Genomic DNA, 20,147 nt, shown 5'->3' on the forward strand with positions numbered 1-20,147 from the left:
TGCGCCTTAAAATTTCAGATTAATGCTGGCGAAGAGCCCGAATGGTTCACCGGTTTGATAAGTTGAAGCCGTAGCGGATGCTGCTAAAGCATTATCAGCTGCATTAATCGTAGCAATATACTTTTCATTGGTAAGATTGGTTGCCGTAAGGCGGAAAATGGCATTACGTGAACCCATAAACTGAGCCATACGATACGCTACATCAAAATCCACCAATGTATAGGCATCCACTTTTTGGGTATTTTGGACATCTCCCCATCGGCTTGAAGTATAACGGAGACTTGGGGTAAGGGTCCAATCGCCTAGCATGTAAGAGAGGGCAGCTTTTGCCATATATTGCGGTGCATCAGGGAGTTGTTTCCCATCGGTGTCGACGGTTGTTGTTGCACCGCTTTGGAAGTTCTGGGTAAATTGATAACGGTTATACGAGAGTCCGAGGAGAAATTCAAAATTTTCATTAATCGGACCATAAGCTGAGAACTCTGCACCGTATCCAAGAGCATCGCCGATATTGGCAGGATAGGAAACTCCGTACTGTGGATCATAGATATTAGCCTGTTTATTTTGGACAAATGAGACGAAGAGGCTTGGGTTAAGCGTTACAGCTCCTATGGTTGTTTTTACCCCAAAATCGATATTATTGGAGAGCTCTAAATCGAGTTTATCCCACAACTGTTGGAGTGTGACATTTTTAGCTACGAAGTTGGCTCGATTCGAAACATAGGTAGGAAAAAGATTGACATCAAATCCATAGGTGCGTGAGTAATCGATATACGCTGAAGTTGACGGTGATAGTGCATATCCAAGATAGAGTGAGGGGATAAAGGTATGGAATATTTTGTCATTGACACTTGCCCATGAATCGACGGCGGTTGTCGCAAGTGCCGTATCATAATCAGAACTGGTGGTTGCACTGGTATTGAGCGTATGGCTTTGCAGAGACCCTATTTTAAACGATTGGTATTGTAATCCGGCAACATAATTAAAATGCGCTATGGCTCCACTAACCTCTCCAAACGGAGCATGTAAAACATGATAAGCATTATCGGATAAAACACCGTATCCATCATATACTAAACTACCGTTGAGCACTTTGTATTTCTCTTGATCACTTGGTGGCCCGGGAGGGAGCTGTTTATGATACCAATATCCGATTTTTGTTTTCAGTGCTTCAGAAAAGGTGTGATCAAATGATGCCGTTGCTCCATAGAGGTCATGGTCTATTTGCCAATTAATTACGCGGTTTTTACTAACATTGCCATCACTGCTGGCGTTTGAATACCAATAATCCCCTTTGTCTTTTTTATAATACGGTTTAATCGTGATAGTATCGTTTGAGGTCGGTTTATACTCAATTTCTCCCAGTACGGCGGTGGTATCAAAACTCTGTTTGTTCCAGTCGTAGTAATTGACATCATTGGAAGAGGTTGGTTTACTCGTGCCATACTCTTTATTGAAATTTGCACTGAGATTAGTAGTATCGGCAAACGAGAGGTTGTAGTAGTTATGGTGATCATCAGAGTTGCGGATAGCGGTGATTTTGGTTTTTAATGCATTAGTCGGTGTATAGGTGAGACCGACGGTAGCGTTAAGTCGTTTCAGCTCACCTGAACCTTTTGTTTTGTCATTGCTAAGATCAGAAAATGATCCGAATACCGCTACATCACCGATTTTACTGCTATCAATTCGGACAAAAGTGCGTTTAAAATCATTACTGCCAAAGCTTTGTGATACTTCAGCTCCTAGAGTGTTTTTTGCCTCTTTAAGATTCATATCAACTTTACCGATGAGGCTCGAAAAACCGAGATTTTTATCAACAGGTAAGTATCCTTTGAGTAAATCGATTGAGCTAACATTCTCCATATCCATGAGCTGCTTTCCACCGCCGGGATTACTCGAAATCGGCATTCCATCGACCATAAATACCCCACCCGGACCGCTTTGGCTTTTTCCTCGAATACGGATGGGATCGTGATACGATGGTTCGTTTGATCCCGCTTGATCAACAGGGGTAAAATTAACAGAAGGGGAATACGCGATAACACTATAAGGGTTCATATTAGCTTGAGTCGATAGTGTAGCGATACTTTTGGTGCTAAACGTTTGATTGGCACTGCTACGATTTGAATCGGTAATCATAGTATCACCATCATCGAAGGTATCCGTGACAACGATTCGCTCGATTCCTAGTGGATTTGCGGTGAGAACCGCACACGCGGCAAGTGAGAGGAAAAAGATAGAGGGCTTCATTATTTATCTCCTACTAGATTTTTAGTTTGTTCATCACTTAGTTTTACATGTAAGAAAAGGTCGTAAAACTCTTTGGTTCGTTTCAATAAATCAACTTTGTACTCTTTAGGATGGAAGAGATGTGCTAACCATTGGATACCGAGTACACGCATAAACGATGGTGGGCGATCGATCCAGTTAAACGGTTGAACCGGAACGAGATGGATATGTCCTGATTTTACGGCACGAAGATTTTTCCACATTGGATCATTTTTTAGATCGAAGAAAACACTGCTATTTTGGACAATAATAACGTCGGGGTTATAGGTGAGGAGAGTTTCAAAGCTAATTTTTTCTAACCCTAAAATACCGCTTTGTTGGCATTTATGGACATTTTCACCCCCTGCAAAATTCATTGCTTCGACATGAAACGATTTATCGCATTCGGTTGAGAGCCCATCCATCCCCTCCGCATAATAATAGCGGACAGGTTTGAGCTTGGAAACACTGTTATGTACTTCACTGATAATACCTTGTGAATAGATCGCAAGGACTTCACCCCGTTTGTTTTCACCGATAGCATTACCGGCAAGACGAAACGCATTTGGCATATCGTTAACTTCTCGAAATGGAATCATAAAAGTGGGAATTTTGGTTTTTTCAATCTCACGAGCCACCGTTTGAACCAACATATCATCTTGCCATACGAGGACGAGTTGCGGTTTGTAGGTCATGAGTGTTTCGAGATTGATACTTTGACCTCCACCGTGAAATGATCCAATCACCGGCAACGAGAGAAATTTTTGATTTAAGAATTTTTCGTCAGCACTGTTATTTGAATTCTTTGCTGCGAAGTTCAGTCCAATCATTTTCTCAGGATTGAGGGTATAGAGGAGATAGTTCATCGGAGGGGATGAACCGAAAACCCGATCAGTGACATCGGGAAGAGTCACTTTTTTGCCGTCTAAATCGGTAAGTGTTTTCGCACTCATCGAGGTTGTAAGAAAGAGTGCTATGAGGAGTATTATTGACTTCATGGGTAACCTTTTAAGATTTATGGAGATTAAACGCGATAGGGATACTCAATTCAAAGGTTTTACCCAAAGCAGGGTAATCACCGCTGAGGCTGAGAATCGTCTGAATCGCTTTGGTATCGAGAAGATTGCTTCCGCTTGAGCTTTTGATTTGTGCTGTTTCAACGGTACCATCGGGTCTGAGAACGAACATAACCAATACTACCCCCTCAAGTCGCAATTTTCGTGCGATAGCAGGGTATGCGATGGCATTTTCGATCATAGCTCGTATATGTCCCAATGCCGCTCCGCCGATTTGGTTTTCTAAAACAGAGTTTTTTGGTACCTCTTTTTCAGAAGTTGTAGGTGCGCTATGAGGAGAATCATGAACATCAGTTGATGGCGGAGCTGAGGGGTGTTGAGGTACAGCTAGAGGCGCGGACGCCTCAGAGGAGAGCGTCGGTTGTTTCGTAGCTATCCTCTCAGGGGTCGTTGCCGAAATAGGGGTTGGTTCAATCGGTTGAGGTGTTTTGGCATGAGGTTTTGGTGCAGGAGTAGTTAGTTTAGGTTGCGGTAATTGTTCTAGTTTATGTATGTCGCCATCGGTAGAAGAAAAATCACTCAGTGAAATGACAACGCGCTCTTCCCCTTTTGTAAGTGGGATAGTATGGTGTGCGGCAATATAAAATAGTATGACTAAAAAGGTTGCGTGAATGGTAAAAGAGAATGCAAACGATTTTATATTTAATAATAAATTATTATGTTGTATCTCATTTGACATAACGATAGAGTTTGAAATACGCATCTTTTTTCCTTAGGATAGTAAAATATCAGGGGAGACGACAGGCATTTGAATAACCGCAGACAAACACTCCTGTCGCCTCGTCTCATACTTCATTTTGGCGAGAAAGGGATAGAATCTCTTTCTCTACGCTAGCCGCTTGGGCTAGGAAAGCTTGCCTCATCCGAGGCAGAAATTTTAGGATTAAAAAAAGTAATTCGCTTCTAAACGCAGTTCACGATTAGAGGTATCTTTGGTATACAAGGTTGTTGTATCATTACTTTGATCCATAAATCGTGCTTTTAGCTCAGTCCCTTTCCACCCTCCTGAGAGTTTATAGAGAACATCCAAATTCCATTGGTTAGTATCACCGTTTTGGAAGGCACGATCCGTCATACTTTGGTATGGTTTTTTACTGGGGTCACGATCATATGTAGCATAACTTAACATAGTGCTAAGTCCCGATATTAACGCATTAAAATCGTAATCCAATTGTGCTTTGTAAGCACGGGTATCAGCATTCCAGTCGGTTTGCGTCATACTACGTGTATATCCATCTGTCGGAAAACCGCGCCATGGAGCTATCAAGTCACCTCCACTAGCTGTATGCGATGTAGCCAATGTTAATTTTGCAGCGCGGTAATTAACGGATGTACGAAATGCGTATAATGAGGTGTCGATGCTATTGTCGGTATCAAAATTATTGCTTTTAGGTACGATGATATTTCCTGCCCCTTTATCACGCTGTATAATGTAACGTCCGCCGAAACTAACGATAGCATCACCGGCTTCTAATGCGTAATTGGCTTCGACTATCCCCTCATCAACGATATCGTTCCAATGCATTCCCCACGCTTGGAGTTCGAGGTTGTCAATCGATTTATTTTTGATACCGAGGATAGCTACACCCGGAGCATCGCCGTGTGTCCCTTGAACTGTAGCATAGTGGGTGCTGTAGTAGGCAGCAATTTTATCCGGAGTATCTCCTGTATCAGCCATTGAGCCAAAATAGGTCATCCCGCGTTCTTTGATTTTATCGGCATAATCAAGCTGTATAGTTGTGTTGAGGATATCGTTTGAGATAGCTTCATACCCTTCTATAGCGATTGGGATCATTTTGGTATCATTTGGTGAAATCCATGGATTGCTCATGAGCATCCGTCCACCTTTTGCTTTTGTTTTTGCAATGTCGTATTGCACATAAGCTTGGGCTAAAACAGCGTATCCTTTTCCATAGCTTACTGGTATGATACTTCCTGTGGCTGAACGTGATGAGTTACGTGAAAATAAATCTTTACTGGTAGTTGCGGTAGCACCGTCATAAGAGTCTGTTCGTCCCATAGGATTTTGGGTAGTGTAGAGTCCTGCACCGACACTGATTCCATAAAGAGGGTCTGTTTTATAAATCAAGCTACCACCAACAGCAAGACCGTTCGCATCAGAACCATTTTTTCCAGTTGCTCCGTTATTATCCCAATCAGTATTAAAATATTGAACGCGGAGACGTTTTTCCATCTTTCCGTTTACCAATGCATCGGTTAAAACATCCGCAGCAGTAGCCACCACTGTTGTTCCTAAAATGAGTGCTGTTGCAATGCTAAGTTTTGTCATAATAGATCCTTATTTACATTATTATTTATGCCAATGGAATAAAGTCCCCTTGGCTATGCTAGCCGCTAAGGCACTAAAACTTGCCTCTATCGAGGCAGAGTAATTATTTTTTTGGCAAGCCGTATCCGCTCGCTTTTAAGATTTCAAGTGCTTTTGGTGATGACATATAGCGCAAGAATTTTTTTGCCGCAATCTGATTTTCCGGTAAACCGTTTTTAAGTCCTACCATCGCTTGATCAATAATATTATAGGTTTTAGGATCAACTTCGACCCATTTACCAACATTTTTCATCTCTGGGCTTAGGACGATTGATTTTGCCATAAACCCGACATCAACCGCTTTAGTAGTTACGTAGCTTCCCACTTGTGAGATTGATTCAGCGGTAATGATTTTAGGCGTAGCCACATCGGCAACTTTGTAAAATTTCATGGTATTCATGGCTTCTACACCATATGGTGCAGTTTTAGGATTAGCAACAGCAATTTTTTTCACTGAAGAATCAGCGACAACTTCTACACCTTTGGAGAGATCCACCCCTGTATCACTCCACAGTACGAGTGAGCCATACGCATAGACGGTTGATGGTGTTGTAGTAAACCCACCTTGTGCCAGTTTCGCCGGAAATTCGACATCCGCTGACAAAAATGCATCATACGGAGCACCACTCATGATTTGTTGCGTCAATTTTCCAGATGCACCGGTGATAATTTTAACATCGATTCCTGAGTCTTTGGTAAATTCTTTGGCAATATCTGCCAAAGCATATTTGAGATTAGCCGCCGCTGCAACCGTAATCGTTTGTGCGCTAAGAGCTGAGGCAAACGCGAGGGATGCCAATACAATTTTTAACAGTTTCATTGAAACTCCTTAGTATCTATTTTGATATAGCGAAAATTACAAACACTGTATTGCAAAAAATGTTCGTAAAAAATACGACATTTTCGTTAGCTTTTGTAAGATATAACGAATTATATGAAAACAAATCTTAAAGTGGAGCGATTATGGATAAAATTGTGTTATATATGTGATAGAGTATTGTACACCATTTTATATCGTTAAAATGATGATTAAATTTCCTAAGTGTGGCATGGATTAATGGACTACAGGAAGCCCATCACTTTTCCATTGAGCAATTCCCCCTTTGAGATTAAGGGGGTGAAATCCATTGTCTGAAAGTATTCGTGATGCAGTAACACTCCGATTACCACTGTGGCAATAAACAATAATTGTTTTATCTTTTTTATCTTCCAGTTTAAAAAGGGTGTCATTTAATGCTTGCACCGGTATCAAAGTCGCACCTTCGATAAACTCTTGGGAAAACTCATCAGGAGTTCGCACATCCAGTAAAACAACGTTTTTGTCCTTCAGTAACATCTCATGTGCTTGTTTGGGTGAAATCGATTCAAAGTTAGTAAAAATCCACCCCTTTGTATAGGCCAAAAAGAGAGCAACTAAAGCCAGTACACTCCATGAAAGTAGGTTAGTAATTTGTTTTTTACTCATGTATAACTCCGTTTGGAATAGATGGTAGTTTGAGAACGGCAGTATAGTATGGAATAGATAACATTTACGTTATTTTTACATTGCAACAATATGATTACAATAATAAATAAATAAAAATGGAGATAAATATAATGAATAGTAATGGTATTTTTCAAAAGAAATACATTCTAATCGGGAGTGCAATAATAATTATTGGTATGAGCATTTGGGTTAGTAGTATGTTGTCTGGTAGTGAGCAAAAAGAGAAAATTTATGCTGATAAAGCGACCTCTATGGAGAAGATTTATACAAAAGCAATAGATGATCAGGATGTTATGTTGATGATGAATGCAATTAATATATCGACAAACACGGGAATTATTGAGGGGTTAAAAACAAACGATAGAACAAAAGTGTTAGAGACACTTCAATCGATAAAAAAAAGGTATAAAAACAACGCACTATTCGGTAATGTAAAAATACATGTACATGATCGAAATATTCACAGTTTTGTTCGACTTTGGAATCCAGAAAAATTCGGAGATGATCTGAGTGGTTTTCGTAAATCTATCGTAGCCGTAAAAGAGACGAGAAGTCCCGTTCTTGCACTTGAAGTAGGGGTTACAGGGGTAGAATTACGCGGCATTGTACCAATTGTTAGCGGTAATGAATATGTTGGTTCGGTAGAATTCATGCAAGGAGCCGATACGATTGTTACCGCATTAAAAAAGAAATTTAATTTAAATGTCATTATTGCATTAGATAACCGTTACCTAGAGACGGCGAAAGAGCTTCACGATGCTGCTAAAATAGGTTCCAATTTGACGTTGGCAACCCAAGAAAAAATAGTTGATAAAGAATTTTTGGATGAGTTAAAACAAACCACTTTGGATACCAATACCAAAACGTTCACTACTAACCACTATTATACAAAAGTAGTTCAGCTAAAAGATTTTTCTGGTAATGTTGTAGCTTATGCATTTTTAGGAGAACCATTAGGTGTTCTTGAAGAGCAGGTCAATGAGTCCAAAAAAGTATTACTCCGCCAAGTGGTTATTAATTCTATTGGGGGCTTTTTGATCTTGATTTTATTGTTTTATGTTATCCGTATTGCATTCTCTCAGGTTCAAGATAACGTCAAAACATTTAACTAAATGGGCTGACATTCATCGTTTTAGAAACGAGATTTCACCCCTTTGCGGGAATAATGAAGTTAGGACTATAACCCGATGATAATATGTAACGGTGAGATAATAGCGTAGGCACTTATGCCCACTTGCAGATTTTGGAGGGCATCTTGTTTTTCGAGGGCGATGAGGAGTGTTCCTCCTTCTAATCGTAATCCTATCTCAATATTTTCACCTGAACGCTCTAATGTTTCGATCGTTCCACTGAGGATATTATCAGATGTCTTAGAATCGGGACGTGATGATGCGATATGAATATCACTTGATTTGATAATTGCGTAGGTGTCACATCCGATAGCTAATCCCATATTCTCTACCGATTTAGCGGTGATGGTGGAGCGAAGGGTGTCTGAACCGCTGAGGGAGAGTGTGAGGGTCGAATGTAAACCGTTAGTCTCGATAGTTTGGAGGGTTGAGGGGATTTGGTTTCGTGCACTGGTGGTGAGAAAGGTACGGCTGAGGATGCGTGCGAGCCGTTCGGGGTCATTGCCTGCTTCAGCGAAACGGTCGATGAACTGGCGATGCAGTTCCCCCAAGCGATGAAAAGTAGCGATGAGCTCATGGGCATAGGGGGTGAGTTTTGTTCCTCCTCCCCCTTTTCCTCCCGTTGAACGTTCTATGAGTGGCTGATCGGCTAGGGCATTCATCCCGTTGATTCGCTCCCACGCCGCTTTGTAAGACATTTTCATCTCTTTTGCAGCAGCATTGATCGATCCTGTGGTATCGATTCGCTCCAACAGTTCAATCCTACCGTAACCTAGAAAGCTTTGATTCTCTTTGGTAAGCCAAAAACGTCCGTCAATCTTCATCCGTTTCCTCTTCTGGGGTTTCTTTATCGGTAAAGTTTATCAGTTTTTTAGCAACATTAACAGGGCAAAAGAAAAAAAGTTCAAAAATTGGATCGATAATTGTTGTCTCATCATCAATGATTTCAAACCCTTTAAAATGAAAACCCGCTCCATCCGTTTCACTGTTCATTGTTACCATAAAGTTCAATGGTGCGAGGGTACGGAGCATGTTGGTAACATTTTTATACTCTTTCGACGTAGAGGGTACCATGAGATTTTGATTCTCTACTTGACGGGCGTTAAGACGATGGCTTAATGTTGCTAAGGTGTCACGATGGAGAGTTTTATTCCATTTTATGACCCCTTTTGGGAAACGTAAATAAGGCGTTTTTGAGATGAGTGGATGGGGTGAAGTCCGTTTAATGGTTTCGAGTAACTTTAAAAAAGCATTTTTTCCACCGACAGCGGCGGCATATCCCAAAAGTTGATCGCGAAGCGCACTTTTTTCAGCTGATGAGAGGTGGTGGAATGGGCACATTGGTGGCCTTTAATTGAGATACGTCATTATAGCGGTTATAGCAAAAAACTTCGGTGCATGATAGGTTCTATCTCTTGTGCACTGAATTGATTGTTTAAAAAAAGGATATTTGCGAGTACCCCTTGTTCCAAGAGCATATTAGAGCCGTCTTTATAGGGAAGTGAGGCTTTTTTGACGACTGATAAAAAAGGTGTCTCTTTTCCATAAATGACGTCTACGGCACATTTTGCCCTGCTGAGTAGGGTTGTTAAAAGAGTTTCATCTATCGGAAGATGATTATCGCTGAGTCCTGCGGAGGTGGTGTTGATGATCATATCATACGTGTTTGGCATAAAGGTTTCCCACGTATAAGATTCAAATCCATTATCCTGAAAATAGCTAAGTCGATTTTTGGAACGATTTAAAATGGTTGGGGTGATGTTGTGATGGCGTAATACGATTGCTAACGCGCGAGCCGTTCCACCCGCCCCTAAAATCAAAGCATTGGAGAGAGAACCAAACGATTGAATAGCGGAATAAAAACCATCGGCATCGGTATTATAGCCGATAAGACGACCGTTTTCTTCGATAAGGGTATTAACCGCACCAATCTCTTTAGCCACTCCGCGTACTTCATCGCAGGCTTGAAATGCCGCTTCTTTATGGGGAACAGTGACGTTTGCACCGTTTAGCTTTTTGGCAAAAAAAGTCTCTTTGAGCAGTGCTCCATCATCTAAATGGGTGCGGGTATAACACGCATTAATCCCTAATGTTTTAAAAACGGTGTTATGCATGAGCGGCGAGCGAGAATGGCTTACCGGATCACCGAAAATGGTAAAAATTTTCATGTAGGATTGATGAGATCATCCAAGGTACTTGTTAATGCACCGAGTTTGTTGGTCACTTCGAGGTATTCGAGTTCATGCACCGAATCAGCGACGATTCCGGCTCCTGCTTGGAGGATAATCTCATTTTCTTTAACCAGAGCGGTACGGATGGTAATGGCACTGTCCATATTTCCATCAAAACCGAAATATCCGATAGTACCGCTGTAAAAGCCCCGTTTTACCCCTTCAAATTCGGCGATCAATTCCATCGAGCGTATTTTTGGTGCACCCGTCATAGTTCCTGCCGTAAACGTAGCGGCGAGGAGATCGAACATATCTTTATCACTTTTCAAAGTTGCATGGACATCAGAGACAATATGCATTACGTGCGAATAACGCTCAACGTGCATCATCTCCTCTACCCGTACGGTTCCCGTTTGTGCAACGCGTCCCACATCGTTACGTCCGAGATCGATAAGCATGAGATGCTCTGAGAGCTCTTTAGGATCACTCAAAAGCTCCTCTTCGAGTTCCAAATCACGTTGTTTACTACCACCACGTTTACGTGTTCCTGCGATAGGGCGGAGTAAAATATCCCCATCACTGAGACGCACCATCACCTCAGGAGAGCTACCGACGATACTAAAATCACCATACTCCATGAGATACATATACGGTGAGGGGTTTTTGATTCGTAATACACGATAAAAACTAAACGGGTCGATAGAAGCATGACGAACATAACGGTTTGTCATCAAAATTTGAAAGACATCTCCACTACGAATCATCTCTTTGGATTTGTCCACCATCTCAAAAAATTTCTCTTTTGTATGGATAAAACTGCCGCCTTTGTCATTTTTGATAGGGATGAGTGGGGTAAAGTGATAGGATTCTTTGAGAGATTTTTCAATATCACTAAATTGCTCTTGGATAGTTTCCAGTGATGTGATAAAGGTAATAGTAGCCGTTTTATGAGAGACAACCGCCACAAATTTTGGCAAGATTAAATCCATATCGGGGATATGGGTTTGATCTTCTAAATGTGCCATAGAGGAGTTTAAAGTAGGTTCAAACACTTGCACCATATCATAACCGATATACCCGATAAATCCATCGATATACCCGATATCGAGTTCTTTGGCTTTAGCATGATAATAGCGTTGATCGATGGTTTGGTAATAGCGTTTTAAAAATGAAAAAGGGGATTCATTACTTTCTGAAGTAAAATTATTTATATCAGTATGTTGGGTTGTATTATTTTGGTAACGCAATCGTTCGCGAGCACCAATAGCGATAATTGAATAATTACCGTTACTGTTTCCGGCGCTCTCTAATAAAAAAGAGATTTCGCCGCTAAATTGCTCTTTGAGCTTTTCATAGACGGCAATTGGGGCAAATTGATCGAGGGAAAAACGGTGAGAATGGATCACATTATCCCTTTATTCTAAATGCTTTGGCTTCGATATTTTGACGAATATTGCCGATAGCATCTTGAACTGCTTTTTCCCCTTGGAATGGTCCTACGAGAACTTTAGTCTTATCACCTGATTTTTGTGTTGTGTATTTCATACCGCTTGCATTGAGACGACTAAATAGAGCTTTGTCTGGTTCTTTCTCAAACGATCCAACTTGTACAAAGTAGGTTGTACCGCTGGTAGTTACAGTTTTTGCCTCTGCTTTAGCTTCTGTTTGTTTTACCGGTTCTGTGGCTGTGGCAGGTGTCGCTACTGCAGGTTTAGGTTCTACTGCTTTAACTGCTGGTTTTGGTGTAGGGGCAGCAGGTGCTTTTTTAGCCTCTTGTTTTATGATAGCCGGTTGCGCTTTAATAGGCTCAGTTTTAGGGGTTTTTACAACTACAGGTTTAGCTTCTACAGGTTTGGCAACTGGCACTACTTTTTGAACCGCAGGTGCTGCTTGAACTGTTTTTGGTATTGCAGGAGCAGTTTGTGGTGCAACAGGTACGGATGCCACAGGAGTCTCTTTCAAAGACTCCTCTTTAATTTTTTGTGCAACTTTATTTAAATCCATAGTTGCGTTGCTTTTGTTGGTTTCATTACCTTCTTGAATCACTTCTACGGGCTCAAAGAGTGGATCGTTGATGATTTCAGTCGGTGCAGTCGGTTCTGGAGGGAGAACAGCTTGAGGTGCTTTTTGAACTTCATCTTTTTTAAGTGAGTTCATAATTACCAGTACAATGATAAGAATAAGGGTGAGGGTCGCAATTGCTAATAGCAGTTTTTTACTGCCAGAACCTGATCCCCCTTTGTTGAGAATAATATCATTGAGTTCGTTTTTTTCTTCCATTAAATACTCCTTTAATTACATATGTTTTGACCATGAAGCACCGCGCTCTTTAGCGTAGACTTCATAAGGCAAATTAAGAATGTTATACTCAAGCGGTAGATCATCAGCGGGAAACATACGCCACTGTTTTGGTTGTTTAGCAGCCAGTTTCATAGAGATCATTTTACCCAATTGTATCGCTTCTTGCAGTGTAGTATGTCCTTTATGGATATAAACATGCAAATGTCCCGGTGTTTTTGTTTCGAAAGCGGTGAAATTAATAAATCCCTCTTCTCTAAGCAACAATTGTGCCTTATGATAAAAGCGTTGAGGATCGGTACCATTATAATCAATGACAATATTTTCAACTTTATTAAATTGGTTAATGAGAGAGTGTGCTATCGTGATTTGCTTTTTTAAATGTTGATCGATGAGTGCTTGAGTTAGCATTTTAGGAATTTTTTCATATTTGTTATAGAAAGTACGTCCTTTGAATTCTATCTTGTCAAACGTACCTTCATGTTTTATCCAATAATGATCTGAAATCATTTTGATCAGTTTCATATCCATCGATGTCATTTAAACTCCTCACAGTAGATTTTCTCACAGAGATACCAATATCTCTATGATTTTTAATAGGTAGATTGTTTATATATGATAAATCCACGTGCTAGGGTTTTTAATTCCTCTTTGATTGCGGCTTGTTTACCTTCATTTTCAATATCGTCCAAAACGTCCGCAATTTTATTGGCGATAAACTCAAACTCTTTCTCTTTCATACCGCGTGATGTTAATGCCGGACTTCCGATACGGACACCTGAAGTGACGAATGGAGAACGAGTTTCACCCGGAACAGTGTTTTTATTGACGGTAATCCCTGCACGTCCAAGTGCCGCATCAGCTTCTTTTCCACTGAACGGTTTATTTAAAAAGGATACGAGAACGAGGTGATTGTCGGTTCCGCCACTAACGATATCATACCCACGTTCCATCAATACTTTAGCTAGTACAGCTGCATTTGCTTTGACTTGCGCAGCGTATACTTTCCATTCAGGAGAGAGATTGTATTTGAATCCGACCGCTTTTGCCGCGATGACATGCACCAACGGTCCCCCTTGAAGAGCTGGAAAGATAGCAGAATTGATTTTTTTAGCAATCTCTTCATCATTGGTCATAATCATACCACCGCGAGGACCTGCAAGGGTTTTATGAGTTGTTGTAGTGACAATATCCGCGTACGGGAACGGGCTAGGATGTTCACCCGCACACACCAGACCTGCGATATGGGCGATATCGGCAAACAAAAGTGCACCGACTGCATCGGCAATTTCACGGAATTTTTTGAAGTCAATTTCGCGTGCATAAGCAGATGCACCACAGACGATGATTTTCGGTTGAACTATTTTTGCGATATCCATAACTCGATCATAGTTGATACGACCATCAAGCTCTACACCGTATGAAAAACTGTGGTAGTTTTTTCCCGAAAAGCTCACTTTTGAACCGTGAGTCAAGTGTCCGCCATGACTGAGATCCATACCGAGGAGTTTATCACCCGCTTGTAGTAATGCGGCATAAACTGCACCGTTTGCTGATGAACCAGAGTGTGGTTGAACGTTGGCAAATTTACATCCGAACAGTTCACATGCACGATCAATTGCAAGCTGTTCAACGCCATCGGCGTATTCACATCCGCCATAGTAACGTTTAGCAGGATACCCTTCAGCGTATTTGTTAGTAAACACAGATCCCATAGCTTCCATAACGGCAGGGAGGGTAAAGTTTTCAGACGCAATCATCTCTAAATGATCGGTTTGACGTTCAAGCTCTTGCTCACATAAGGTGTAAATTTCATTATCGAATTCTTTGAGGAAACTCATTCTTCTTCTCCGTTGTTAAGTTGGTTGTTGTTTAAAGGTTTCATTGCCGGGAAAAGCAATACGTCCCGAATAGAGTGTTGGTTGGTGAGCATCATCACCAAACGATCGATGCCGATCCCTTGACCGGCTGTTGGTGCCATACCGTAGCTAAGAGCGGTCACGAAATCTTCGTCCATCTCATGGGCTTCATCATCACCCGAATCTTTAGCCGCCATTTGACCTTCAAACCGCTCTAACTGATCGAGTGGATCGTTGAGTTCACTAAAAGCGTTGGCTATTTCACGTCCAGCAATGAAAAGTTCAAAGCGATCTGTTAACTCAGGACGTTCATCATTACGTCGTGCAAGGGGAGAAATCTCAACCGGATAGTGGGTGATGAAGGTTGGATTAATCAGTTTAGCTTCAACGAATTCATCAAAGAGTTCCCCTTGAAGCTGTCCGAGATTCATTGCCGCATTGGCTTCGAGATTTTTCGATTTCAAAAATGCCAAAATGGCCTCTTTGTTATTGACAATCTCCTCAGGTACTCCGCCGATAAGAGTGAGGCTTTTAACGAGTTCAATTTCGCTAAATTGGTCGAAATCGACTTCGAGTTCGCCATACGGGAGACGTTTTGGGAGGTTGAGATGATCAAAGAGATACTCGAAATACTCTTTAGTGATAAGAATCAAATCTTTATAAGTTTTGAATGCCCAATAAAATTCGATAGAGGTAAACTCAGGGTTGTGGGTTGCGTCCATCCCCTCATTACGGAAGTTACGATTAATTTCAAATACCGCTTCAAATCCGCCGACGATGAGACGCTTGAGATATAACTCAGGGGCAATTCGTAAAAATCGATCTATCCCTAATGCATTATGATGGGTCACAAACGGTTTGGCATTCGCACCACCAGCAATCGGATGCATCATCGGAGTTTCTACTTCGAGGAACCCTTTATCTTCAAAAAAACGACGGGTAAGACTGATTACCTTTGAGCGGATATGAAATGTTTTACGCACTTCAGAATTCATAATCAAATCCAAATAGCGCTGTCGGTATCGCATCTCTTTATCGGTGATTCCGTGAAATTTTTCAGGAAGAGGGGAGATTGCTTTGGTGAGGATTTTGAGATCATCTGCGTGCAGAGAGAGTTCTCCATGCTGTGTCACAAACGGATAACCGCTTACTTCGATAATGTCTCCCACTTCGATTAGTTTTTTAAAAACATCGTTATAAAAATTTTCAGGAAGATTGTCACGAGCAACATAAACTTGGAGCATTCCGCTTTCATCTTCGATTTTAATAAAACTTGCTTTACCCATCAAACGGTAGAGTTTGATTCGTCCTGCCACCGTGTAGTGACGATGCTCATCACGTTGATCCTCTTTTTTAAAAAGATCGGAGTTGACGTTATGAAACTTTTCGATGGTGGTATTACGCTGTGAATGGTTTGCGTACGGATCAATCCCCATATCTCGAAGAATTTTCCCTTTTTCGATCCGTTGTTGTATGTATTGATTATCAAATGTCACTAGTTTTTCCCTTTATTATTGGCATTCACGGCATTTACCGTAAATTTGCATAGAGTGTTCTTCTATTTTAAATCCAAATGCTTCTGCAATTTTTTGCTGTTTTTCTTCAATTTCATCATCAACAAATTCGGAAATGGTTCCGCATTTTGTACAGATAAGATGGTCATGATGATCTTTGGCACCCAGTTCGTATTTTTTCCCTTGCGCTCCAAAGGAGAGTGAGGTGACCATGTCGGATTCTTCTAAGAGTGATAACGTACGATAAACTGTAGCGATTCCAGTGCCTAGTTCAGGGTGCTTTTCTTGAATAAGATGGTGTAACCCTTCTGGCGTAAGGTGCTCATCCGAGTTGTACAGCATCTCTAATATAACTTCGCGCTGGATGGTAAATTTGAGCGCATTGACTTTTAGAAGCTGTTTGAAATCGCTAAGTAATTTAGCATATTCAACAGTGCGTTCTGTAAAGTCTGTATGTGAACTCATAACTTATTTCCCTTTTTTTGCGGATGGTGTAGTTGAGTCATTTTTATCACTTTTATTGCTATCCATAAAATGAGTCACCTTATCTGTTTCGATGTGTAATATAAAATTTCCGGTAGCAAACATTGGTTCAAAGAAAATACTACTTTTCATTTTCTCTCCAAAATTTTCTCTTATCGCTGTAACACTAAAAAGGGCATAGATAATAACCGAGAGGATAAAGAAAAATTTGCTTGCTCCAACGATAAAACCGAGTCCTTGATCCAAAGGTCCTAATCCACTTAGCGTACTAAGACGTTTAAAACCGGCACCTAATGCAACCATAAATAGCCAAAAAATTCCGACAGTAAAAACAAATCCTACTAAATTGATGGCTGCTGATGATTGAAAATTAAAAAACGTAGTGTTGAGAAAATTTCCGATAGCACCACCGATATGTGAAGCGATAAAAAGTCCTCCAACAATTCCGACTAATCCAAATAACTCTCTGGAAAAACCGTTTAACAGCCCTTTTAACCCCAATAATAAAATAATTGAGCCTACGGCAACATCAAAATAATTCATATCCATTACAACTCCATTTCGTATCGATCTTTACCGTTCTCTTTTGCTCGGTACAAAGCGTTATCTGAACGCTGAATTAAGCTATCCATTGTATCATCATCACGCAGTTGTGTCAGTCCAAGACTAATGGTGACAGAAATTTGTTCATTTTGATATAGCGGTTTGTTCTGTCTGCAAAGAGTTAAGAGACGTTCTGCAATTAATTGAGCACCTTCGATGTCGGTTCGATTGAGTAAAATTAAAAACTCTTCTCCCCCAAAACGGTAAACTTTATCTCCATCACGAAGAGCTTTTTTAAGAAGTTTGGAGAGAAAAATAAGAATTTTGTCACCTGCAATATGTCCGAAATGGTCGTTGATGCTTTTGAAGTTATCTATATCTAGCATTAAGATAAAGAGTTCGTTAGTACTTCTCTCTTTGGAAAGAATTTCATCAAAATGTTTTAAAAGTGCGTATCGATTAAAAGTTTTTGTAAGAGGATCAAGCGTTGAAGCTATCTCTAAACTTTTAACTTGTGAATTTAGACCTGAAATAATGTTATTCGCTCGGGAAACTTCATTGCTAAGGTGGGATTGTATATCGGAGAGTTTCTCGTTAAAGAATTTCAAATTAATAAGCTCTGATGGCTGATTTTTTAAAATAGATGCATGTTTATCGGATATGTGCTCGTATATTTCATTGGATTGAGTATACGAATCGATACTGAGTTTGGCAATATCTTTGTAGTTATAAGAATCATCACTGTTGTATTCGTGCAAATCGAGATCCCCGGTGAGATGATGATCTAGTACTTCTTTAGTAGCAATAGAGACAAGCTCGGCAAATTCAAGAGGGGTGATTTTTTCTTGACGTTTAGCCGCACTTTCTAAATAAAAAGAGAGCTCTTTGTAAAAAAGAGATAAAAAAAGGTTTATTTGTGCTGATTCCATAACACTCCCCTTATCTATAAATATCTATCTCTATAAAATGCGCAATTATACTTCTTAAAACCTAAATGTAGCTTTTGTAGCGGATAATCAGTCGATTTTTAGGATAAAACGATAAAATTGCCTACCTTAAAAATAATATTATGTAATGACCTTAGGTCTAAGCACATCAGGAGAGATAATTATGACGTCGTGGAGCCGCTCCAGCTGGAGAGAAAAAACAATTAAACAACAACCAACGTATCCTGATCAAGCTTATCTTCACGCTATTGAAGAGCAGTTAAAAAATTATCCTCCCCTTGTTTTTGCGGGAGAAGCACGTAATTTGAAAAAAAGTCTTGCGGATGTATGTGAGGGTAAAGCATTTTTACTGCAAGGTGGTGATTGTGCAGAGAGTTTCTCAGAATTTCATGCTCATAATATTCGTGATACTTTTAAAGTGATGATGCAAATGGCAGTAGTTATGACGTTTGCAGGCGGTGTTCCTGTTGTTAAGGTTGGACGTCTTGGCGGACAATTTGCTAAACCTCGTTCGTCTGATATGGAAACGATTGATGGTGTGAGTTTACCGAGCTATCGTGGAGATATTATCAATGGTGTTGAATTCAGCGAAGAAGCACGTGTTCCTGACCCTTATCGTATGGTTCAAGCGTACAATCAATCAGCCGCTACGTTGAATCTATTGCGTGCATTTGCATCGGGAGGTTTAGCTGATTTACATCAAGTTCATGCATGGAATCTCGGTTTTGTCGGACAAAACGAAATGACACGAAAATATGAAGAACTTTCACGTCAAATTGATGATTCACTTCGATTTATGGCAGCGTGTGGGATTACATCCGATACCTATCGCACTTTGCGTGAAACTGATTTCTATACCTCTCATGAAGCCCTATTGCTCAACTATGAAGAGGCATTTACACGCCAAGATTCACTGACGGGCGAGTGGTACGATGTATCGTCTCATATGTTGTGGATTGGGGATCGTACGCGTCAACTTGATGGTGCACACGTAGAATTTATGCGCGGTATTAACAACCCAATCGGAATTAAAGCCGGTCCTTCAATGTCTACCGATGATTTATTGCAATTGTGTGATATTTTGAACCCGAATAATGAAGCAGGTCGATTAAATGTCATTGTTCGAATGGGAGCCGATAAAGTGGGTGATGATATGCCGAGATTGGTACGTGCTATCGAGGCTGAAGGGAAAAAAGTGCTCTGGAGTTGTGATCCAATGCATGGAAATACCATAACAAGCAATGGTTACAAAACGCGTCCGGTTGAGCAAATTCTCAAGGAGATGAAACAGTTTTTCCAAGTTCATAAAGCAGAGGGAACCTATGCAGGTGGAGTCCATTTAGAAATGACCGGTAAAAATGTTACGGAGTGTTTGGGTGGATCGTTTGAGATCACTTCAGATAACCTCAAAAGCCGTTATCATACCCATTGTGATCCACGTCTCAACGCAGACCAATCCTTAGAATTGGCATTTTTGATTGCTGACACACTTAAAGAAGCACATCGTTAATTCGTCATTCCCGCGAAGGCGGGAATCCAGCTAGACTCCCGCCTTCGCGGGAATGACGGAATATGAAATTATCTTTGCCTCATTACTTAATTACAATTATTTCTTCTGACATTTTGGACAAATACCTGAAATAATTACCGATACCTCTTCTGTTTTATAAGCACTTTGTGATGCTACTAGTTGAATAAAACTTTGCGGGTCAAACTCGATATCTTTCAATTCACCGCATTGCGTACATAAAATATGTGCATGTCTCTCTTTTTCAATCTCATAGTGTGTTTTTTGCCCAGGAACTTTTACTTCTCGAATCAAATTAACGCCCATCATACTGTGTATATTTTTGTAAAGCGTTGCCAGTGAGATTGAGCTAAAAATTTGACGTATAGAGCTGTAAAGGTCATCAATCGAAATATGTCCATGATATTCCATAAGCTCAATAATCGCTAGCCGTTGGGGTGTTGCTTTGAGTTTGTGCTGTTGCAATAGAGTGTAATTTTTCATAATATGCAATTATAAAAGAAAAATCCAAGAAA

Annotated in this window: 20 protein-coding genes; 2 read left to right on the forward strand and 18 right to left on the reverse strand. The window is 40.5% G+C overall.

Annotated elements, in window-relative coordinates; translation table 11 throughout:
* Positions 1 to 6 precede the first annotated feature (6 nt).
* The 6 genes from PHC76_RS04240 to PHC76_RS04265 all read right to left on the reverse strand — a co-directional run bounded on the left by PHC76_RS04240 (position 7) and on the right by PHC76_RS04265 (position 7,138).
* Positions 7 to 2,250, reverse strand: coding sequence for a TonB-dependent receptor (locus tag PHC76_RS04240; protein WP_299974557.1), 2,244 nt, complete (start codon positions 2,248 to 2,250; stop codon positions 7 to 9).
* A complete protein-coding gene (locus PHC76_RS04245) occupies positions 2,250 to 3,266 on the reverse strand; it encodes an ABC transporter substrate-binding protein (RefSeq protein ID WP_299974555.1) in 1,017 nt (338 codons plus the stop codon). The genes PHC76_RS04240 and PHC76_RS04245 overlap by 1 nt, the downstream gene beginning before the upstream one ends.
* Before the next feature lie 10 nt (positions 3,267 to 3,276).
* A complete protein-coding gene (locus PHC76_RS04250; protein WP_299974552.1) occupies positions 3,277 to 4,047 on the reverse strand; it encodes an energy transducer TonB in 771 nt (256 codons plus the stop codon).
* 180 nt (positions 4,048 to 4,227) lie between these two features.
* Positions 4,228 to 5,634 carry an OprD family outer membrane porin gene (locus PHC76_RS04255; RefSeq protein ID WP_300209819.1) on the reverse strand — a complete coding sequence of 469 codons (1,407 nt, stop codon included), beginning with the start codon at positions 5,632 to 5,634 and terminating at the stop codon, positions 4,228 to 4,230.
* A gap of 103 nt (positions 5,635 to 5,737) precedes the next feature.
* Positions 5,738 to 6,493: a molybdate ABC transporter substrate-binding protein gene (modA, locus tag PHC76_RS04260; RefSeq protein WP_299971915.1), complete on the reverse strand. Its 756-nt coding sequence runs from the start codon at positions 6,491 to 6,493 to the stop codon at positions 5,738 to 5,740.
* A 234-nt stretch (positions 6,494 to 6,727) separates the two neighbouring features.
* Positions 6,728 to 7,138, reverse strand: coding sequence for a rhodanese-like domain-containing protein (locus PHC76_RS04265; protein ID WP_299971916.1), 411 nt, complete (start codon positions 7,136 to 7,138; stop codon positions 6,728 to 6,730).
* Positions 7,139 to 7,335: 197 nt separating this feature from the next.
* Here PHC76_RS04265 and PHC76_RS04270 point away from each other — a divergent pair, with 197 nt between their 5' ends.
* Positions 7,336 to 8,271 carry a cache domain-containing protein gene (locus PHC76_RS04270; protein WP_299971918.1) on the forward strand — a complete coding sequence of 312 codons (936 nt, stop codon included), beginning with the start codon at positions 7,336 to 7,338 and terminating at the stop codon, positions 8,269 to 8,271.
* Between the two features lie 65 nt (positions 8,272 to 8,336).
* Here the strand turns inward: PHC76_RS04270 and PHC76_RS04275 are convergent, their stop codons facing one another.
* From PHC76_RS04275 to PHC76_RS04325, 11 genes are read right to left on the reverse strand one after another with little or no spacing between them, the layout of a single operon-like run.
* On the reverse strand, positions 8,337 to 9,113 hold the full coding sequence (locus PHC76_RS04275; protein ID WP_299971920.1) for a TOBE domain-containing protein: 777 nt from the start codon (positions 9,111 to 9,113) through the stop codon (positions 8,337 to 8,339).
* Positions 9,103 to 9,630, reverse strand: coding sequence for a hypothetical protein (locus PHC76_RS04280; RefSeq protein ID WP_299971921.1), 528 nt, complete (start codon positions 9,628 to 9,630; stop codon positions 9,103 to 9,105). The genes PHC76_RS04275 and PHC76_RS04280 overlap by 11 nt, the downstream gene beginning before the upstream one ends.
* Before the next feature lie 35 nt (positions 9,631 to 9,665).
* A complete protein-coding gene (locus PHC76_RS04285) occupies positions 9,666 to 10,457 on the reverse strand; it encodes a shikimate dehydrogenase (protein WP_299971923.1) in 792 nt (263 codons plus the stop codon).
* Positions 10,454 to 11,866, reverse strand: a complete 1,413-nt coding sequence (locus PHC76_RS04290) for an anthranilate synthase component I family protein (protein WP_299971924.1) — start codon at positions 11,864 to 11,866, stop codon at positions 10,454 to 10,456. The genes PHC76_RS04285 and PHC76_RS04290 overlap by 4 nt, the downstream gene beginning before the upstream one ends.
* A gap of 1 nt (position 11,867) precedes the next feature.
* Entirely contained in the window at positions 11,868 to 12,740 is an 873-nt protein-coding gene (locus PHC76_RS04295) for an SPOR domain-containing protein (RefSeq protein WP_299971926.1), read from the reverse strand.
* A gap of 15 nt (positions 12,741 to 12,755) precedes the next feature.
* Complete coding sequence (locus PHC76_RS04300) at positions 12,756 to 13,298, reverse strand: DUF1882 domain-containing protein (RefSeq protein WP_299971928.1); 543 nt, start codon at positions 13,296 to 13,298, stop codon at positions 12,756 to 12,758.
* Between the two features lie 53 nt (positions 13,299 to 13,351).
* On the reverse strand, positions 13,352 to 14,599 hold the full coding sequence (locus PHC76_RS04305) for a serine hydroxymethyltransferase (protein WP_299971930.1): 1,248 nt from the start codon (positions 14,597 to 14,599) through the stop codon (positions 13,352 to 13,354).
* Positions 14,596 to 16,113, reverse strand: a complete 1,518-nt coding sequence (lysS, locus tag PHC76_RS04310; protein WP_299971932.1) for a lysine--tRNA ligase — start codon at positions 16,111 to 16,113, stop codon at positions 14,596 to 14,598. Before lysS ends, PHC76_RS04305 begins: the two co-directional genes overlap by 4 nt.
* 15 nt (positions 16,114 to 16,128) lie before the next feature.
* Positions 16,129 to 16,596, reverse strand: coding sequence for a Fur family transcriptional regulator (locus tag PHC76_RS04315; RefSeq protein WP_299971933.1), 468 nt, complete (start codon positions 16,594 to 16,596; stop codon positions 16,129 to 16,131).
* A 3-nt stretch (positions 16,597 to 16,599) separates the two neighbouring features.
* Positions 16,600 to 17,163 carry a CvpA family protein gene (locus PHC76_RS04320; protein ID WP_299971934.1) on the reverse strand — a complete coding sequence of 188 codons (564 nt, stop codon included), beginning with the start codon at positions 17,161 to 17,163 and terminating at the stop codon, positions 16,600 to 16,602.
* Positions 17,163 to 18,086 carry a GGDEF domain-containing protein gene (locus PHC76_RS04325; protein ID WP_299971937.1) on the reverse strand — a complete coding sequence of 308 codons (924 nt, stop codon included), beginning with the start codon at positions 18,084 to 18,086 and terminating at the stop codon, positions 17,163 to 17,165. Before PHC76_RS04325 ends, PHC76_RS04320 begins: the two co-directional genes overlap by 1 nt.
* A gap of 178 nt (positions 18,087 to 18,264) precedes the next feature.
* On the opposite strand from PHC76_RS04325, the gene PHC76_RS04330 reads away from it, so the two are divergent.
* Positions 18,265 to 19,614: a class II 3-deoxy-7-phosphoheptulonate synthase gene (locus PHC76_RS04330; protein WP_366519966.1), complete on the forward strand. Its 1,350-nt coding sequence runs from the start codon at positions 18,265 to 18,267 to the stop codon at positions 19,612 to 19,614.
* A 96-nt stretch (positions 19,615 to 19,710) separates the two neighbouring features.
* Here PHC76_RS04330 and PHC76_RS04335 read toward each other — a convergent pair whose 3' ends face one another.
* Positions 19,711 to 20,115, reverse strand: a complete 405-nt coding sequence (locus PHC76_RS04335; protein ID WP_299971941.1) for a Fur family transcriptional regulator — start codon at positions 20,113 to 20,115, stop codon at positions 19,711 to 19,713.
* Between the last annotated feature and the right edge of the window lie 32 nt (positions 20,116 to 20,147).

It is taken from the genome of Sulfuricurvum sp. (genome assembly GCF_028710345.1).
In the GTDB taxonomy this organism is placed as follows: domain Bacteria; phylum Campylobacterota; class Campylobacteria; order Campylobacterales; family Sulfurimonadaceae; genus Sulfuricurvum.

Bases quoted from the DNA above. Each gene is read 5' to 3' on its own strand.
- PHC76_RS04315 (WP_299971933.1), bottom strand. From the start codon at position 16,596: ATGAGTTCACATACAGACTTTACAGAACGCACTGTTGAATATGCTAAA.
- PHC76_RS04280 (WP_299971921.1), bottom strand. From the start codon at position 9,630: ATGTGCCCATTCCACCACCTCTCATCAGCTGAAAAAAGTGCGCTTCGC.
- PHC76_RS04275 (WP_299971920.1), bottom strand. From the start codon at position 9,113: ATGAAGATTGACGGACGTTTTTGGCTTACCAAAGAGAATCAAAGCTTT.
- PHC76_RS04300 (WP_299971928.1), bottom strand. From the start codon at position 13,298: ATGACATCGATGGATATGAAACTGATCAAAATGATTTCAGATCATTAT.
- PHC76_RS04250 (WP_299974552.1), bottom strand. From the start codon at position 4,047: ATGCGTATTTCAAACTCTATCGTTATGTCAAATGAGATACAACATAAT.
- PHC76_RS04265 (WP_299971916.1), bottom strand. From the start codon at position 7,138: ATGAGTAAAAAACAAATTACTAACCTACTTTCATGGAGTGTACTGGCT.
- PHC76_RS04325 (WP_299971937.1), bottom strand. From the start codon at position 18,086: ATGGAATCAGCACAAATAAACCTTTTTTTATCTCTTTTTTACAAAGAG.
- PHC76_RS04335 (WP_299971941.1), bottom strand. From the start codon at position 20,115: ATGAAAAATTACACTCTATTGCAACAGCACAAACTCAAAGCAACACCC.
- PHC76_RS04285 (WP_299971923.1), bottom strand. From the start codon at position 10,457: ATGAAAATTTTTACCATTTTCGGTGATCCGGTAAGCCATTCTCGCTCG.
- PHC76_RS04245 (WP_299974555.1), bottom strand. From the start codon at position 3,266: ATGAAGTCAATAATACTCCTCATAGCACTCTTTCTTACAACCTCGATG.
- PHC76_RS04255 (WP_300209819.1), bottom strand. From the start codon at position 5,634: ATGACAAAACTTAGCATTGCAACAGCACTCATTTTAGGAACAACAGTG.
- PHC76_RS04270 (WP_299971918.1), top strand. From the start codon at position 7,336: ATGAGCATTTGGGTTAGTAGTATGTTGTCTGGTAGTGAGCAAAAAGAG.
- PHC76_RS04295 (WP_299971926.1), bottom strand. From the start codon at position 12,740: ATGGAAGAAAAAAACGAACTCAATGATATTATTCTCAACAAAGGGGGA.
- modA (WP_299971915.1), bottom strand. From the start codon at position 6,493: ATGAAACTGTTAAAAATTGTATTGGCATCCCTCGCGTTTGCCTCAGCT.
- PHC76_RS04320 (WP_299971934.1), bottom strand. From the start codon at position 17,163: ATGGATATGAATTATTTTGATGTTGCCGTAGGCTCAATTATTTTATTA.
- PHC76_RS04305 (WP_299971930.1), bottom strand. From the start codon at position 14,599: ATGAGTTTCCTCAAAGAATTCGATAATGAAATTTACACCTTATGTGAG.
- PHC76_RS04240 (WP_299974557.1), bottom strand. From the start codon at position 2,250: ATGAAGCCCTCTATCTTTTTCCTCTCACTTGCCGCGTGTGCGGTTCTC.